The sequence below is a fragment of the Flavobacterium sp. Sd200 genome (assembly GCF_009826935.1).
Lineage (GTDB): Bacteria > Bacteroidota > Bacteroidia > Flavobacteriales > Flavobacteriaceae > Flavobacterium.
Map to the genome: position 1 here is coordinate 352734 of NZ_WUMN01000002.1, position 16986 is coordinate 369719.

General features: G+C 43.2%; 19 protein-coding genes. All 19 read right to left on the reverse strand.

Annotated features, from left to right (window positions below; genetic code table 11):
* The 19 genes from GR160_RS07655 to GR160_RS07745 all read right to left on the reverse strand — a co-directional run bounded on the left by GR160_RS07655 (position 1) and on the right by GR160_RS07745 (position 16984).
* Positions 1-1761 (reverse strand): SIR2 family protein, encoded by a 1761-nt coding sequence (locus tag GR160_RS07655; protein ID WP_160749276.1) that lies wholly within the window; start codon positions 1759-1761, stop codon positions 1-3.
* Positions 1762-1988: 227 nt separating this feature from the next.
* The gene (locus GR160_RS07660; RefSeq protein ID WP_160749277.1) at positions 1989-2786 is read right to left on the reverse strand and encodes a PRTRC system ThiF family protein; all 798 of its coding nucleotides are present in this window, start codon (positions 2784-2786) and stop codon (positions 1989-1991) included.
* On the reverse strand, positions 2783-3496 hold the full coding sequence (locus tag GR160_RS07665) for a PRTRC system protein B (RefSeq protein WP_160749278.1): 714 nt from the start codon (positions 3494-3496) through the stop codon (positions 2783-2785). Before GR160_RS07665 ends, GR160_RS07660 begins: the two co-directional genes overlap by 4 nt.
* The gene (locus GR160_RS07670) at positions 3493-4584 is read right to left on the reverse strand and encodes a hypothetical protein (RefSeq protein ID WP_160749279.1); all 1092 of its coding nucleotides are present in this window, start codon (positions 4582-4584) and stop codon (positions 3493-3495) included. Before GR160_RS07670 ends, GR160_RS07665 begins: the two co-directional genes overlap by 4 nt.
* Before the next feature lie 44 nt (positions 4585-4628).
* Positions 4629-4847, reverse strand: coding sequence for a PRTRC system protein C (locus GR160_RS07675; RefSeq protein WP_160749280.1), 219 nt, complete (start codon positions 4845-4847; stop codon positions 4629-4631).
* Positions 4848-4849: 2 nt separating this feature from the next.
* Complete coding sequence (locus GR160_RS07680) at positions 4850-5380, reverse strand: PRTRC system protein E (protein WP_160749281.1); 531 nt, start codon at positions 5378-5380, stop codon at positions 4850-4852.
* A gap of 13 nt (positions 5381-5393) precedes the next feature.
* On the reverse strand, positions 5394-5633 hold the full coding sequence (locus GR160_RS07685; protein ID WP_160749282.1) for a hypothetical protein: 240 nt from the start codon (positions 5631-5633) through the stop codon (positions 5394-5396).
* 11 nt (positions 5634-5644) lie between these two features.
* The gene (locus GR160_RS07690) at positions 5645-6022 is read right to left on the reverse strand and encodes a hypothetical protein (RefSeq protein ID WP_160749283.1); all 378 of its coding nucleotides are present in this window, start codon (positions 6020-6022) and stop codon (positions 5645-5647) included.
* Positions 6023-6072: 50 nt separating this feature from the next.
* Positions 6073-7116, reverse strand: a complete 1044-nt coding sequence (locus GR160_RS07695; RefSeq protein WP_160749284.1) for a DUF932 domain-containing protein — start codon at positions 7114-7116, stop codon at positions 6073-6075.
* A 42-nt stretch (positions 7117-7158) separates the two neighbouring features.
* Complete coding sequence (locus GR160_RS07700) at positions 7159-7563, reverse strand: single-stranded DNA-binding protein (RefSeq protein WP_160749285.1); 405 nt, start codon at positions 7561-7563, stop codon at positions 7159-7161.
* 574 nt (positions 7564-8137) lie between these two features.
* A complete protein-coding gene (locus GR160_RS07705) occupies positions 8138-8920 on the reverse strand; it encodes a hypothetical protein (protein WP_160749286.1) in 783 nt (260 codons plus the stop codon).
* Positions 8921-9454: 534 nt separating this feature from the next.
* Entirely contained in the window at positions 9455-12073 is a 2619-nt protein-coding gene (locus GR160_RS07710) for a T9SS sorting signal type C domain-containing protein (protein ID WP_160749287.1), read from the reverse strand.
* Between the two features lie 518 nt (positions 12074-12591).
* Positions 12592-13623, reverse strand: a complete 1032-nt coding sequence (locus GR160_RS07715) for a HEAT repeat domain-containing protein (protein WP_160749288.1) — start codon at positions 13621-13623, stop codon at positions 12592-12594.
* Positions 13624-13699: 76 nt separating this feature from the next.
* Complete coding sequence (locus GR160_RS07720) at positions 13700-13936, reverse strand: hypothetical protein (protein WP_160749289.1); 237 nt, start codon at positions 13934-13936, stop codon at positions 13700-13702.
* Positions 13923-14369 (reverse strand): DUF1810 domain-containing protein, encoded by a 447-nt coding sequence (locus GR160_RS07725; protein WP_160749290.1) that lies wholly within the window; start codon positions 14367-14369, stop codon positions 13923-13925. Before GR160_RS07725 ends, GR160_RS07720 begins: the two co-directional genes overlap by 14 nt.
* A 254-nt stretch (positions 14370-14623) precedes the next feature.
* Complete coding sequence (locus GR160_RS07730) at positions 14624-15205, reverse strand: hypothetical protein (RefSeq protein WP_160749291.1); 582 nt, start codon at positions 15203-15205, stop codon at positions 14624-14626.
* Positions 15206-15267: 62 nt separating this feature from the next.
* Positions 15268-15960, reverse strand: coding sequence for a hypothetical protein (locus tag GR160_RS07735; protein WP_160749292.1), 693 nt, complete (start codon positions 15958-15960; stop codon positions 15268-15270).
* A gap of 10 nt (positions 15961-15970) precedes the next feature.
* On the reverse strand, positions 15971-16516 hold the full coding sequence (locus GR160_RS07740; RefSeq protein ID WP_160749293.1) for an AHH domain-containing protein: 546 nt from the start codon (positions 16514-16516) through the stop codon (positions 15971-15973).
* Between the two features lie 117 nt (positions 16517-16633).
* Positions 16634-16984, reverse strand: a complete 351-nt coding sequence (locus GR160_RS07745) for a hypothetical protein (RefSeq protein WP_160749294.1) — start codon at positions 16982-16984, stop codon at positions 16634-16636.
* Positions 16985-16986: the final 2 nt, after the last annotated feature.

The following is a 16986-nucleotide window of genomic DNA, read 5'->3' on the forward strand; positions in this document are numbered from 1 at the left end:
TCAGCAATTTCCATAGCTTGGGGAATTAACAATTTCCCTTAACTTGATTTGAAGTCCTTCAAAGCCATTAACGACATGAACATTTTTTGCTGCCACAATTTTTAATTTTTCTTCATATTTATCAATAGTAGAACAATCGATAATATAGTGTACATACTGATCATGTAATTTCAACGTAATTTGATGATTATTGCTGAAATACTCAGCATCCGTAGAAAATATACAATTTAAAATTAAGGGAAGATCGTTGATTAAAACGCTAAGCACCTTTGTCGTATATTCTATGTTAGGTTGTAAGTAATTTGAATGATAGTAATATCCGTGTGGTGTAAATGTGATATAGACGATAGTCTTTTTCTGTTCGGATACACGATATGGTTTGAATAGTTCATTTAAGGGGCCGATGATATGGTTCATTCCCGATATCCCCTCTTTACGACATACGACTGCGCCTGCTTTGTCTCCCGCTAATTCTGTCGCTAGATCTAATAGCTCCTTATCAGTGTAAGGGAAGGTAGTTGAATATTGTGCTTTTAGAAATTCATTGAAAACCCCGGCGACCGCCTCATCCTTTGGATATGCAGGATGCCCCGGAATGATGCGATGATCAGGCACAAATTCTAACCCAACGATTTGATCGTCTGATGGCTTTAAAGAAAGGATGCGAAAGTCGCCAATCCTTGTTAAACGTCCTTGTTTAAAATGCGTCCATAAAGTTTCAAATATAGCATGGCTGCAAGTTATTCTGAATTGATTACCTTTTTTACGTCCAACAGTCTGGATAAAATTTGAGTTATATTGTTTCCGTAATTTTTCACAAATAACAGATGCCGGGAGGTGACTGCAATTTTCAAGTTCGACTTGAAAGGCAATTCCTGCCTCACCTAGACATTTATCATTAAAACATCCTGCAATTTGTGCAAACACATCAAATATTTCGTTGTGATCATCTTTCGAAAGGTAGAAAATTGGTTTTAAGCCTGAGTCTAGATAGTAACTATTTGCGATGTTTGAGCTAACATCACTACTTTTTAACGGCTGGATTATAAAATGCTGTTGAGTAGGTTCCAAAGTATGCCTGAACAATACATTAATGTACGGATCAGAAAAACTAAAACCAACAAAAACGATAGTATGATTTTTCCATAAATATTGGAACAGTTCCTTCCAAGTAGAATCATCAGAATAAATATTTGCAAAACCTTTATGACCTAAAATGACTGAATCTGGTATTGAAACCATCCCATGACAGTGCAGTATGGGTTTATGATGGATGAATATTTCGTTATTTAGCCATTTCTTCAAATATTCCTCAGACTGATAAGACTTTACCGCAGAAATTGCGTTAACATACCCCGCTGCTTCCCGTGAAGCTGAAAGACCGAGATCGAAGTTAGTAGTTATATATCCGTCAAATGGAAGATCAATTAATTTTTTGTATATATCACTAATACCCTCATTATTAGAAAACTGTTGTTCTAGAAATTCGGATATAAATAGCTGATCTGCTCGCTTTATAATTAAATCAAAGATTGCTAATAAATCTTCGCCTATAACTTTTTGAATTGACTGAATTTCTTCTTCAGTAAATATACCTCTACCGATAGCACTGAACAATAAATTTTCAATTAACTTTTTCCAGGAAGGAGCATATTGCATATTGGCTCCTGCGCCTACAAAGCATATAACTTTCCGGTTGCCATCATAAAGCCTTGAACATAAATTATCGATATTAACTTTGTTTGATTGCCAGTCTAACATTTCTGAAAAGGTTTAGGTTATTGTATTATTGCTAAGTAAAAATAGCAAAAAAAGCAATTAAACTCCACAAGTACAATATTTTACCTTTCAATTTATTTCTAAAAATTAGCATCGTAAAAACTCCGACTTCATTGAAAACCGAAAGTCATTAGTCTTAGCAGCATACTGACAGCATAAAACGCCGCGCAATCCCCTGACGAAGGAAGCCGATTGCGCGGCGGCGGGCATTAGCCCACCTTTATTGAAGTACTGCTAAAGTTTTTCAGGTTCATAAAAAATCCCCTTGTATCGGTCATGCCTTCCCTGAACAGGTTCCACAGCAATGATGCCGCCATGTTGGCAATTGTGGAATTGATGAACAAATCCTGCTTTTCGAGTGCCTCGGCAAGGGAGCAGCTTGGTTCGTTGCTATCGTCCTGCACTTCCAAAGCCGTTTTAAATTCTTTGGTCACAAACGGTAAATCTGCGACAGGTTCGTACCGTTCGGAATTAGGTTGTTTGATAAAACTGATAGTAGCCAGTACAGCCTGCCCCGTATTTTTGGAGTTGCCCAAATCAAGCCAATACAATGGCTTGTCCCTTTGCGCCCTGCCGTCAGTGGCAAGGGTTTCAAGGGCTTTGGCTATATCAAACCGTGCAGCGGCGGTATCCACGCAGGTAATATAAATATTTGCCCTCCCCCGTTCAGGCAACGCGTCAATACCATTGCCTGTAAAAGGTTTGGTAACCGCTTTCCAGTTCGTGCCGAAAAAACGGTTGGTTCGGTTAATCAGCGCAACAGCTTTGTTCAGGCCGACTTCGCAATCGGCAAAAAGCTGCCTGCCTTGGTTGGCCGTCGTGACCACATCATCATCGTACAGGCTGACCTGCAAGCCTGTATGGCCTAAAGCCAGTAAGCTGTGGTTCATCCGCGCCAGTGCGGTCAGCGTTTGGCTGCCCGTCCCCCCTGCCCCAATAAGATTTACCGTTATAGGGTTGGTGGGGTTAATCAGGCAATTATCTGCAAAGTGCATTTTGGTTTTCATTTGAGCAGGTTTTTAAGGGTGTAACGTGTTTGGACAAGGGATTTGACAGGGAACTGCTTTTTGGTGCGTGCAAGGCGTTGCCATAGCTGAATGATGTTGCCTTTCACGGGGCTATCGCCAAGGGTATGGCTGAAATAACTCTCAAAAAAGCAACGTTGCCACTGCTGCATAAATTCTTCCAACAGGCAGTCGGCAGGTATGCTGATTTTAACCGTCCCCATGCACACTTTACCATCGTTATACAAGTTAAAGAACGGTGCGCGGTAGAGCGGCGTTTCTGCGGTAACTTCGTTATCATCGGCAAGGGCATATATCCAAAGGGTATCCTTTGTAGCCCTCCATACAAGCGGCGGTATGGAAGCTATGCCGTTTGGAATTTTAAGACTGTCGGTAAAGTACAGCATTGCCCTTTGCCTCGGGGTTTGCCATACCATATAACCGCCCTGCGTGGGGTTGATGTACAGGACATTTTTAGGCAGCAAACCTTCGGACTTTAAGAAATTGCGCTGCAATTCCTCCGATGTATCAAGGGCTTTGGCAAGCGCAGTAGCTTCCTTTACGCTCAATGGGTGGGCATTGATGGGGCATCCGTTATCGTCCATATCATAGCTTTCAACATAACGGTGCTGTTCTGCACCGTCTTTTTCGTAGACTACAAAGGCTTTAACGGGATGGTACAGCGTTCCAAAAGACTGGGTTATATCGTTCATGGCAGGTTATTTAAGAGGTAACATATATTCTCAAGCAGAGCAAACGCCCTGCGCTCAAAATCAAGGGTAGCACCGTCAGACAAATAATTACGGTCAAAATGTTTGGTTAAGGTGGGCATCTCGGTCACGCCGCAATTGCCAAACTCCTCGTTTATCATCTGTTCCATTTGGTTATACAATGCCCCTTCGGTTTCGGCCACAAAAGAGATGTACTGCTGCGCACGAACAACCTCATCATCGTACCCTTCGGGGTCGTTTACCTCCGTATGCATAAACAGGTTGGCATCGGGGTAATCCTGCAAAAGCTTGCAGGCTTTTTTGGCAGCTTTCAGCACCTCATGCTCCATTTCAGTTATGGGCTTATAAATATCGATGCGCTGCTGCAACTGTTCAAGATGGTAGGGACTGTGCAGCTTGCGCTGCATCACATCGCCGTAATATTTTGCGGTACTTAGTTCCGCTAATATTCCCTGCGCATATTCATCGCCCTCGCTCTCACGGATTTCCGTATGCCAATCCTCTATGTATTCCAACTGGTTACAGATGTATTCATAGTCGTTTCGGTAATACGGCACCCCTGCATGACGGTACAGGTAGCTGCAAACCGACAGCAACAACTCTGCGGTTTGCTTTTTCTTTTTGTCTTTTAACAGGCGGTACAGTGGCACAACGGGTATATAGTAAAGGGTGTCGCCTGTATAGAGCCTTTCTGTTGTAGCAAGGCAGGTATCGCCTTTGTCGTCCTGCTCAACGGACAACGTAATTCCCCTTCCCATTGCCGTTAATTGCTGCTGTGCCCTGGTGTGTGCGAGCAGGACATTGTATGGGTACGGTTTTCCCGTAAAATCAACGGCTTTCAGGTTATATTCCTGTACCACCCTGTCAAGGGAGGCAAAGAAATCCCATTCAATGTTGGGTTCTTTTGGCGCAACTTCCTGCCCGTACAGGGGCAGGAAGCTATGCCTTAGAAAACCATCGGCAGGAGCGCAAGCGGTGCGCCCTGCGCCCTGTTTGCCCTTGCGGCCTCCGCATCGGGCAGCGTGTTGAGGCTTTGTGCGAAGGTGCCTAATTGTTGGTGCAGTTTCCATTGCCTTTTGGTTTTGAGGTTCTCGATTTTACCTGTTTTCATAGCTTATCCTTTTACGCCGATTTGGGCGGCAAATTCATACTGTATGGTATCATCCTTAATGACAGGCCCCTGTATGGTGGCGGTCGTGAGTATCGGGTAGGTTTGTGCATAAAAATCCAGCACGGCCTCGGGGCTGAACGTATCGGACGGGTCGGCAAGGTGGATATCCTGCCCGTTGTCCTTGAATATAAATACCCGTTCTAATTTGGCTGTAACTAACATGGCTATACGGTTTTGGGTTCGTTAAACAAATCGGGGGCGAACTGTGCAGAGAGTGCCGCTTTACGGGCGCGCAGGGTTTCCGCATCTTCGGGGTAGTCCTGTGGCGATGGCACTTTCATCCAAGCCTCTTTAAATTTGCCTTCGGCCTCCAGTTCGTCCACCTTTTTCATGGCTTCCTCATATTTCTTTTGCTTATCGGTCTTGTCCTTGTCGGCTTTGGCGGTCTTATCTTTTTGCATTTGGGATGCGGCTTTGGCCTCTTCACGCTGTTTCAGATAGTCTTCCATGTTGGTAAACAGGGCGGCGGTTTCCTGTACGGGCTGCGATACCGCTTCAAAAAAGCCCCCGTCCAGTTCGGCAGGTGTGCCTTTGAGGATAATGGGCGGCAAACGTTTGCGCACATCATCGCCCACGCTGTCGTTATAGAACAGTACCGATATTACCCATTTGCCTGTAGGGTTATTGGTGATATTGATTGTCCATCCGCCCCCCACATGGAGGGCAGCGATGGCCTGAAAAAAGTTCGTTTCCATAATGATAAATTTGTTAGTGTCCTGTAAGCAGTAAAAGGATAGCAGCTACCATCATTACCCCCGCAATCAGCATCAGTATTTTTTCTATTGCGGTGGTAAAAAGGGCTTTGCCGTAGCTTGTAAAATGCTGCATACCTCCCCAACCCCTACGGTTAAACCTGCGCCTGTTGACCCAAAAGCGTATCAGCAGGGCTAAGCCCAAAAGGGTCAGGCTTTGAGGGTGTGTTTTGATGAATGCTGTTATCGTTTCCATAGTGACTACGATTAGATGTCGAATAATAAATCTGTTGCCAAAAAGAATTTACGGTTAGCAAGCTGCCGTGTCTTGGCAAAGGCTATGAGGCAATGCACGGTGTAAATCGCCTGATAATGGTCGAACAGTTGGTCGGAAAAAAGCCTGCCTTTCTTGTGTAGCCCTTTGCCGTACAGTTGGATGATGCGCTCTGCCTGCCCTGCAAGCTGTAGCCAAAAGTCAAAGCCGAATAATCCTTCCTCCCAGCCTGCACGGTGCTGCGCCTCGTTTTGCAGGATGGTTTCGCTCATGCCCTGCATGGTTTCCAGTAAGGCAGGTATCTCGTCGGGAAACCACGTGTGCAGTACCCTTGCTTTTTCTACATTGTTCATTTGCTTTAAAGTTTTCATGGCGTATAGTATTAGGGGACTGACCTCTGGCCAGTCCCTATTAGCTTGTATCAGTTGAATAGAAAAATATCGTTGCCGCCCTTGGCAAAGCTGCTGCACAGCTCAAAGGCCTTTTGTGATTTGCCCTGCGCCGTACCGCCCATAACGATGGATTGCAGTTTTGCTTCGCTGTCCTTGTAATTGCGCACATTTTGGTAGTAACCCGTTACCGCATTATACGCCCCGTAGAGTGTGCCGCGTGTGGTGTCCATTTGCTGTGTATCGCTGAGCATGGCGTAGGAAAAGGCATTTTCAACGGTGTTTTTAAACAGGGTCGATAATTCATCTTCCGCCCCCCTTTTCAAAAGGTCAAAGGTTTCTTTGTTCGGGCAAAGGGCAAGCTGTATCAGTTTTTTTACCTCCTTATCCGATACCTTCACGTTTGCCCACCCGTTAAAAATGCCCTCCAGTTGTTCGCTCATGGTATTGGCAAGCCCCATGACCTTGTGGGCATCCTCCAAACGCTGCTTTGCCCCTGCGGTATGCCTGATGCGTACCACGTTGCTCATGTTGCCAAGGGCAGCATTCACGGTATTCTGACAAACCACCCTTATCGGGGTAAAGGCTGCGGTGATACTGCCCGAGCCATCGTGCGAAGTGGTCAGGAAGATATATTTTTCGGTGATGTCCTCGCCTTTTCCCACACGGATATAGCCCGGCAGTTTGGCAGTAATGAAAATGCGTTCCCCATTGCCTAATGCCCCTGCAGTCTCGTACAGGATGCCGTCCCCACCGCCTACGATGGCGTCAAAAAAGGAAAAGGCTTCTTTGTTCTGTACAGTATGGTAGTCTTTACCGACCTTACCGCCTAATATTTCCTCGTTATCGGTGCGGAAGGTATAGAAGCTATCCTTTGACAGTACCGATTTGCCGCTTGGGAGTACGTGTGTATTAGGCAGTTTGGCTACCTCGTAGTCCAGCCCTGCATGTTTGATGGCTTCCGCGCTTGTGGGGTACTCAGTTACGATTTGCCCTAAGTCGTGCCATGCTTTTTGCTGTACGCTAAAAAAGGAATATTTGCCTGTATGCTCGTTGAAATTCAGATTATGTGCCATGATGTTTTGATTTAAGAATTAAAAAATTGAATGCTTTGCCGCTTAAAATGGCAGGTCGTCGTTATCGGCTGCGCTGCGCTCGGGTGCTACGGCCTTGCTGTTTTTAGGTTTGGTACTGGCCTCTGCGCCCTCCTCTTTTTTACCGCCCCCGTGGAATTTGATTTCTGAGGTGCGGAAATTCAGTGCCGCCCGAAGCTGCCCGTCGGTATCTACCCACGCCCGTGGGCTTATCCTTCCCGAGAGTTCCACCAGTTTACCCTTGGTAAGGTATTGTGCTATCTTGGTGGTACGCCAATAGGCGCAGTCCACATACGTTACTATATCGGTTCGTTCCCCTTCCTTGTTGCGGTAGCTCTCGTTGAGTGCCACCGAGAAATTCACGACCTGCTGTTCTTCCGACACATTGCGCACCTGCGCATCCCTTGTCAGCCTTCCGATAATGTTCATAATGATTCGATTTTGAATGTTAAATCCTTTTTTCCTGCTGCCCCAATCCCACAAAATTTATTCGGCAATGAGAGGAGGCGCTGTTTCGTTTTGCCTTTTAGCTGCTGATGGATGTTGTTATTGATCCCTGACATTTTTTTTATTCGTGTAAAGAGCCGGAGTATGCTGGTTTCGTTTCAAGGGCAGGATAAGGCGGCCACTCAGGGGAGCAAGGTTTTGAGCAAAAAATACGACCGACCAGCGGGAGCGTGGAGATTTTTTGCCAAACCCGAAGGGCATGACCTTGAAACCCTAAAAGGGGGCTGCCATACCTTCGCCCTTAAGAAACGGGACCAGCGTACGGCTCGCAGCAATAGATAACGTGGAAGGGATGAAAAGAGGAAAGCACGTAGGCAAAGGAGACAGCGGGACTACAGGTGCCCGAAAACAATCATTGGTGTTTTAGATGCTGTTATTCGCTAAAGCGCTAAAGCAAGCCTAAGGTGGCTACAGGGCAAAAAAAATCCGGCACTGGGCCGGATTGTATGAGTTTATGGATATTTAAGATAACATTAATGCATCTATGACATTTACATTATTTAAACTGTTCCGCCTGTTCGTCCGCTTCAACGGCAAGTTCCCTCACATAACCAAACATGAAAGCATCCACCAGTGAAAGCGCGTACTCGCGATCAATAGGCAGCTTATCGGGCGTCAGTATTTCTTCATCAATGAATTTCTCAGCATCCCACAAGGATCGGATCAACTCGGGGTTTTCCAGTTCGATACGCTCCACGACGCGCTCGAAGGACTCATTCGCTGCGGTAATAAATTTTTCACGAGCCTCCTCATCAAGGGGCAATGAGCTTATTTTCACAGCCGCTGTGCTTGTCGCAGAATCCTCCCGGTCCCATTCAATTTGGTCATCATCGTCTTTTGACAACCTGTAGTCTTCATAGTAAACGTCCTCTTGCCACTGTAAAAATCCTTCTTTAAAGATTTTCAGTTTAAATTCATCTTCAAGCTTTACGTTATTTGAGGTTTCAATATCCAATACATATTGATCCCAATCCCGCACTTCAAGCCTGTCCATGTTAGTGTACAGTAGAACTGAAAGCTCAATTTTTGCTGGCGACGCTGTTGACAATTCCGTCCATTTGTCCAGTCCGCATAATTTCGCAATGATGTGCTGGGCGTTCATCAGCGTGAATTTTTCTTCGTTAATGCTAAAATCATCGACAAGCAGGTCGAACTTAAAAAATTTCGGGTCGTACCCGTACACGTTACGACGCAGTTTGGGGTCGTAAGAAATCGTTTGTGTTTTAAAATCTTTGTGCAGATTTTTTGCTTGGAGTTTTAGATACTCAATAGGTTCCATAATACATTCCTGATTTAGACCTACTTTATTATCCGGGGTATTGCGTTCGTAATCTTGTTTGGATAATAAGCAGGAAGGTTTGCATTATTAAACAATTAACTGGCTGATCAAATCTTTGCACGAACGGGCACGCTTGCCATGACGTATGTACAAACTTAGGAAAAATCAGTTACAATACTTGATCAGCTTAAATTATTTCGATTATATACATTGATATTTCATAAGCTCAGGTATTTAAGGACGGTTTTACAACCCTATGGTAAACAAAAAAGTGCATCAGGGATTGAAGCGGGTATCCTTTTGCCGTAGGTAAAGATAAGAGCGGAAAGCCCGGCCTAAGGGAGATGCCATTGAAAAAACCCCTCGGTATCACTCGCCAACTGTAATCATCCTGCCCATTAGCCTTGCAGCATAACCAAATCGCATTGACTCAAGTTAGCCTTTCTATTACTCTGTAAACTAAGACAGCGGATAAACTTAAAAATCCCTGCCGCATTACGCGGACAGGGATTCAAGCAAATGGGAGGGATTATTTTAGAACACTATTTTTTTGCTTATTTTGCCGTTAACAGTGTCAATTTCCACGATAAGCACCTGTTGTTGGACCTGTAGTCCACTAACAGCTGTTTCTGTAGCATTTATGCTGTTTTTAGTATAAAGTGCTCTGCCATGTATGTCAAAAACCTTTACACCGCTCATCAAAGCCGTACCTGAGCTTATATTTATAGCTCCACCTTCTTTGTAAACTATGATAGTATCAGGATTTACAGACCCTGTATTTATATTTAAAGCCTGCTGCCCTGTATAAATAATTTCGAACCTGTTATTAAAGGTACCTGCCTCAGTCGTAAAATTGTAATCCTCATTTAAAAGCGTCAAGCTATTCAGAACATTATCTTTTAAATATATTGCCTGTCCGGTATTAAAAACTCCTTCCGTATGGTCTAAACTTATCGTATACCTGCCTGCCTGTGCAGCATTGAAACCTAATGGCACGACATCACTACTTGAAAATGAGGGCCTCGCCTGGATAGCAAGCTCGGCTTCTTCTGCCAATGTATACAATGCGATCGTATTGCCCTGATTCATCCTCTTGCCATCGTAGCCATAATCTATGCCGTTAGTGGCACCGTCCATATAGGCTATGGCCGTCTGGCTAAATGCCTGATTCCCTTTAAGATTTAGCCACAGCCGTGAAACGGATGGCTGAGCAGTCCTGAAAAATCCCTGACCGCCGGTAGTTGAAGCAGGCCTTCGCATACTGTTTGTAAAGATAATATTGGGTGTAGAAGGTGCCTGCATTGTTTGTACAATGAAGCCCTGGCCCTGAGATATTGTCCATGCTGAAGTTTCTCCCGTATAAAAATCAACTTGCTCATCTCCCCCGCCTACTGCATCATTAGCAACGCATCCAGCCTTAGTTAATGTGGCATACGATGTAGCTGTAGAATCGTTCCTTTTTCTCCATAAATACAACGCTGTATCTTCTTCCAGCACGAGCGAATTTTGGTCGAAAAATTCCTCCACGCTTATCGGCGAGGGGTAAGGATTGCCTATTGCGGTGTAGCGGTTACCATTCAACGAAGCTTCCCTTTGGTAGGTGCCGTTGTTGGGAATCCCTTTAAACCTGCCTTCAAAAACGATCGATTGCTCCCCTGTATTATATCCCGGTGTGCTATGACTGTTTGGCATACGCACAAGATATGTTTTAGCGGCTTCAAAATTTGTATAAGGATCTACCTGAAAATACTGTTCGGCATAGGCCTGCATGTTGGTGTCATAGTCGTACCTGTATTCATAAAATCGACCTGCCACTGTTTGAGGCGAAAATGATTGCAGCTGTTGTCCACTTACCGGCGATGACCACATGGTATAATCCAGCCTGTAAAGGGGGTTGCTGTTTTTTATAACGGTGATACTGCCCGTATTTGCATCGCTGTTATCCTGCATTAAAGATGCGTTGTGTTGTACTGTAAGTACACCGGTAGCACCAACCACGATACTGCTTGCCGTTCTAAGAGTACTTCCCGTTTCAATTGTAAGGCTTGCACCATCTTCTACGGTCAACGTTTTTGCCTGTGCTACGCCTGATACCACTGCTGGCTGGTTACCTGGCTCTGAAGGTATCAGTACATCCTCATTTAATGTAGGTATCCTGCTGCATGCCCAGTTGTTCACATTATTCCAATCTGTACTGACAGTACCTGTCCATGTATATGTTTGCGTTACCGTTACTGCAACAGTATCAGAATAGGCCACACCACAGGTAAGATTACCTACACGGGCTCTGTAATACATACTTGTTGCTAATGACGGGGTAGTATAATTAGGGGTATCTCCGCCAATTCCGGCAGTAACATCTGCCCAGTTGTTTATTCCGTCTGAAGATTGCTGCCATTGAACGGCACCGAATGAACCGCTTATACTTACAGCTGCTGACCCGTTCGGACATACAATTTGATTCCGGCTTACTTCTCCTGCGCTTGTATTTCCTACGCTAACCGCAATAGGACCGGATGTAATCGCGGCGCATTCAAACCCATCAGGATATACCACGGCATAATAATATTTAGTGCCCAGCTCGTCTACCGAAGGAAAGTAGACACTTTGATTCTCCCCTTCAATCAACGTTCCTCCGGTATTAGAGTTATTTGTACCATTATAATACCACTGATATTGCGGGTTGTTTCCTATAGCCTCCACGCTTATGACAGTAGGGCTTGCCTGACAGGTCACAGACCCGTTCTCTGAAGTTATAGCGGTGTTCAAATACGCAGTATCCGATAAAACCGAACCAGATCCATCGATGATAAAGCAGGTATAGGCGGCTGCATCGGATTCGCTGACATTGGTTATCGTAAGAGTTGGCGTGGCCGTTCCGCTTACATTTCCGTCATCAAAAATAGCTTCACCATTTTTACGCCAGATGTAAATAGGTTGCTGTTGTCCCGTTAGATTTAAAACGACCGTAAACTGCGCCGTGACACCATGGCACACGTTTACTGACTGCGGTTGCGAAATAATAGTGGATGATGGCGCAAGAGTTGCTACATTTCGCCAAAAATCATTAATTTCCGCAGCTGCCATGCTAATCGAAATTGGCATAAAAAGCAGCGCTAAAAGATAAATTCGTAAGGTAATTTTTATTTTCATATTTAGAGTTTTTGCACTTGCAAAGAACCCCTTTCATTTAATAAGGTTATGTTGTACAGGAGTTAAACACTGTTAATAATAACCTTTATAAATACCTATAATTTAACATAATTCACGCTCATACTAAAAATTTAATAAATAAATAAAAAGTCACATCCTGCTTATTGTTAGTGACTTGGAATTATAGCCGATTGCTTTACGGAAAGTTTTATCTTATAAAAAAATGAATATGCTATATCTGTGTCCCTGAATTAGGGACGCTGTATTTCTATACTTATAAAAGGTTATTCCTTTACCGATAAGAATAACTAAAAGCCTTGAACTTTAGGAGAAGCAACAGCCTTATTTTTCAGGGCGGAAAGTGGCGGTTCCTTTTGCAGAGGTTTACTACTTTTTCGGAGAACCGGTAGTTTTTTAAAACCAAAGAAAGCAGAGATTGAGCCGCAGGCATATATTTCATCTTAGGCAACAATCCTCCCCTATCAGGTATCAGTCAAACAGTTTCCGATCATCCCCATTTAAAAGTCATCATCGGCAAAACGTATCCTGCGGCGCAAGCGTGTGAAGAGGTAATCGTTTAAAAGATTAAAATATACATTTTGAGCCTGGGTCTGGTGGCTCTCCGAAATCCCCGTGCCGTGTAAGGCTACATCCAGAAGTATACGGGATTCGAGGCTTTGCTCCAAGGCGGCCATCGCACTGAAGATTTCATCGCCGCCCGAGCACAGGCGTAGTTCGCGGTATGTTTTGAAAGGTTCAATGTTGACCTGCATTTCCTCACGGAATACCTCCGCAAGCTGGTCCGCGTCTTCATCACTTTCCCCATAGCCTGACATCAATGCCACCATGGACATGAACCCCACAAAGTTTTCTTTGGTACCCTGCCACCGGATCTTCCAAAATTCAGGGTTGCTTAACTGTTCCTTGACAGAAGCGGGCAAATTAAGGCGCAGGGCTATTTTTTCTAAGGATTGATGGATCGCCTTGTTAGTTTCTGCGGCATGGTCTTCCAGCCTTGCCATAAGTACCGGTAGCGATCCCAAACCACCGATATTTGCAAGAATCCCGGCAATGGTTTGTATATCCCAGGTACTGTCTGTTCGCCGCAACACTTCCAGCAATGTCAATTCCCCTTCCCCATCCGGTGCCGCCCTAAGCGCCTTCAGGGCTGCTTGCCGTACCAGGAGGTCGCCTTTGCGGATGCACTCCCTTATTGGCTCCAGGTCAGTACCTTGAGGCAATCGCAGGACACTGATGAGGCTGAGGAGCGACTGTGAAATGATAGGGTCTTTATCTTGAAGACCTTCCAGCAGGCAGGTAGCCGTCGCAAGATCAGGGGCGTCCGGAATGATCCGCTGTAATACCAGCCGGGCGATAGCTCGTTTAAAAGGTTCGTTTTCCTTTGCAATAAATCGACAAAGGTCGGGAAGGTATTTAATGTAAACATCACGGTCTAAAGCACGAAAATTCTCATCGAAGGTAAAAGGAGGCTCGCCTGGTTGAATAGCTCCCTGTAACAACTGGGTGACGTAGTGGTGAATATCTGCCATAATAATCATTTTGGATGGACACCTATCACAAAGCTATTAAAAATCGAACTGTCAAAAGAATCGATAAGCCTTTACTTTATATCAACGGCATCTTTTTCAGGTATTTTTCCAAATGTTCGCCCTGCCGGAATGCCTGTTTGCCTACGATCTTATTGGTAAAAGCGTCATAGACCACTTCTACATAAAAGCTATTGATGCTGTAGAGCTGGTAATCCAAATTGTTGTAGATAACACTGTCAATGTAAACCCCATGCCCCCATACCGCCCTAAACTGCTGTTGTTCATCCAGCATTAAAAACTCATATAGCATCATGAGGCGGGATATTGTCCTGTAATAATTCCAAGGTCAGCGGGTCGAAGTAGCCCCCAAAATACTTTAACAACACTTCAGCAAATACGGGATGCGTATTTTCAACCTGGGCAAACAGGGTCATGGAAGACCTGAGCTTTATATCATCCGGCGAGCCCAAAATTTCCAAGGCGGTCCTGTCTTTGTGGTGCAGCAGTGCAGAGCACGCTTCAACAAGGTTTTGACCGAGCACAGGGTGTTTGAGATAATCGGTTGCTTCCTGCAAATCTTTTATGGCATAAAACCGGGCAGTATCACTACGGCCCAACCCGGCAAGTTGCGGAAAAATAAACCACATCCAGTGTGAGGTTTTCTTTCCTTGTTTAATTTCATCCAGTGCCCTTAAGTACATCTGGTTTTGTGCGTATAAGAATCTTGTAAGTCCCGTGGAACCCATAGAAAACAATATTAAGATTTTATCAGGGTATAAATTTAAGTCATTTTCATTTGCCCCACCCCTGAAATTTCATAATGCCCACACCAATTTTTCAACAGGTTTACAAAAATGAAGGCTGCCTTTCACAGCAGCCTTCTAACAAACGAAACCCCAGAGTAGCTACGAGCTATAATACCCCGTCAATGTGACTAGGGCATCAATACACTCCAAGCTAAATGTTTAACTAACTACAAATTTTTCCAAACAGACTGGAGCTATACCTTACAGAGCAGCTCACTATCATGGGCTGTTACAAATAGTGGGATATTGCCCCAGCTAAGCCCCTTTTTTAATGCCGCTTCCTTTGCAGCTTTAAAAAGTTCTTGAAGCCTCAGTATAATAATCAGTTCACATATATCGGCCACCGCCTCATTTTCTTCATCTTCCCAATCCTCATTTTTCATGTAATTCTCATAAGCGGCCTGCAACTCCTCAAATCCGGAAATCGAAAAATAGTGGTCATACATTACATCATAGTCGCCTAACCAATCTTTGTCTTCAAGATCCTCATATTTTTCAAAGGCAAACAAGCTGATGAACCATAAATCATAATTGATCGTAAAGCCATTCATCTCGGCATACATTGCTTTAATCGTTGTTTTGCTCGCTAAAGTCGTATAAAAATATTCGATGTATGCGTTTAATTCATCCACCAGATGTAACAGGTTTATACCAATTACTTTATGAAAGTCAGTTTTTACATGCTGGCTCAGTTCTTCCTCCGCAATGCTTATCGCCTGGTCTAACTGTCCATGCGATACCAACTCACGCAATTTATTTTCAAGTTCAATATTCATAAAAAGTCTATCTTGATTAGCTTAATACCAAGCGTTTTACGCTTTACAACTGAGTCATGATGTTAATAAAAATCCAATTCTATAGAGTTATTATATTTTACCTCCAATCCCGTAATTTTACAGTCAAGAAGAAAATCAATTAGTTTTTCCGAATAAAAAGGTCGGGGCGTGGCTTGAATATTAATTATATCTTTTCCAAAATGTATTTTGGAAATAGCTATTTTTTCAAATCCACCTAAGACATTTTTTTGCCTAAATTCTAAATACTCGTCTCTGTTATCAATCTTGTGGTAAATGATGTTATTAGTGGCCTTGTGCCCAGTTATCACCACCGACTTTTTATAGTTAATTTCGTCTAAGCGTATCGTTTCAATAAACATCATAAAGTATTTTTGCTGTACATCATTAATATTTACTTCAAAAGTTGTACAATTTCCAATGTCAAAAGCCTCAAGGATTTTGATATACTTTTCACTATGTAATGATTTTATAAAAGATATATTTTCCCGATAACCCATAATATCTGTTATTTTTGCTTTCTTTAATAACTTAGCTTGTATAACAGGTATCTTTAAACTTTTTATTTTGTCTTGCGTTTTCCAAAAATCAGTGTTTTGGGTGCTAAAAAAGTTTAAGAAATCATTAAATGCATCATCTTGTTGCATTGCTTTTTTATCTATTTCAACTTGATGAATGCCATTACTGACTCCAATTATTTGCGGTTCTGACGATACATCGATTTGATAATACTTCATTTTATATTATTTATTCATTAACAAGAGGTCTAAAGTAATCATTTAGTTTCTGTCCCGATTGCAAAGCTTCGTCTATCTTTCCTCGTAAGTGCCCTTGCAAGTTTTCAATAGAACCAGGAGTGATTCCAATATCAGATTTCATTTGTTCCAATAGGTTTGTAACATACTTATTATACTGTGGATGATTTCCATGAAACGGCACCGGCAAATCTATCAAATTGGCTTTGCCATCCCTTTTCATAACACCCGCCAAATCGCCTGCAAATTCTTTATAAACAGCTTTAGGAATAATATGATGAGATTGTTTGATACCTGTAAATATCACCCCACCACCAGGGATCATTGCTCCTAAACCTAATCCGGCAGCAACATAATCGCCTCTCACTACCGAAATACCTGCATTAATAGCATCCAATGGCTCACCTGAAACAGGAACCGCTCCTAAGTAGTCAAGGGTATTTTGCAGGTCATCCCACTGTTGCTCCGCTACACCATCGCGTAACCATTGGTAGTTGCAGTTGATTAAACAAGTTATTAAAAAACAAAGCCGCCCCAAAAGAGCGGCTTAAATCGGTAACTAGGTATATTCACAAACTCAAATTGCAACTCGAGAGAAAGACATTTGCAATAAAAATTTGGCTCCCAACAAATATAATTAATAAGGCCATTAAGTTTATTGAAAGTGAATGTGCCAATCTCCACCTGATTCTCTTTTCACAGTTTCTTCTGATTCGAAGCCTATAAAAACTCTTTCTACAGCTTCAATTGGATAATTGTTGTCAAGCAATACCTGCCTAAGTTCACTTCTCAATTCTTTATTAGATTCTAGCGACTGCTTTTCGTTATCAGTATCAACACAAATCCAATAGACCAAGTTTTTAGGATCTAAATCATAAGCACCGTAATATAGTACATCAAAGTCTTTGCTAAAATATTTGGCAACTACCCTTTTAATGTCCTTTTTAATTTTTTCAACTTTTTGTTGTAAAGAATTTTTGTAAAATAAACGATCTAATAATCCCATAA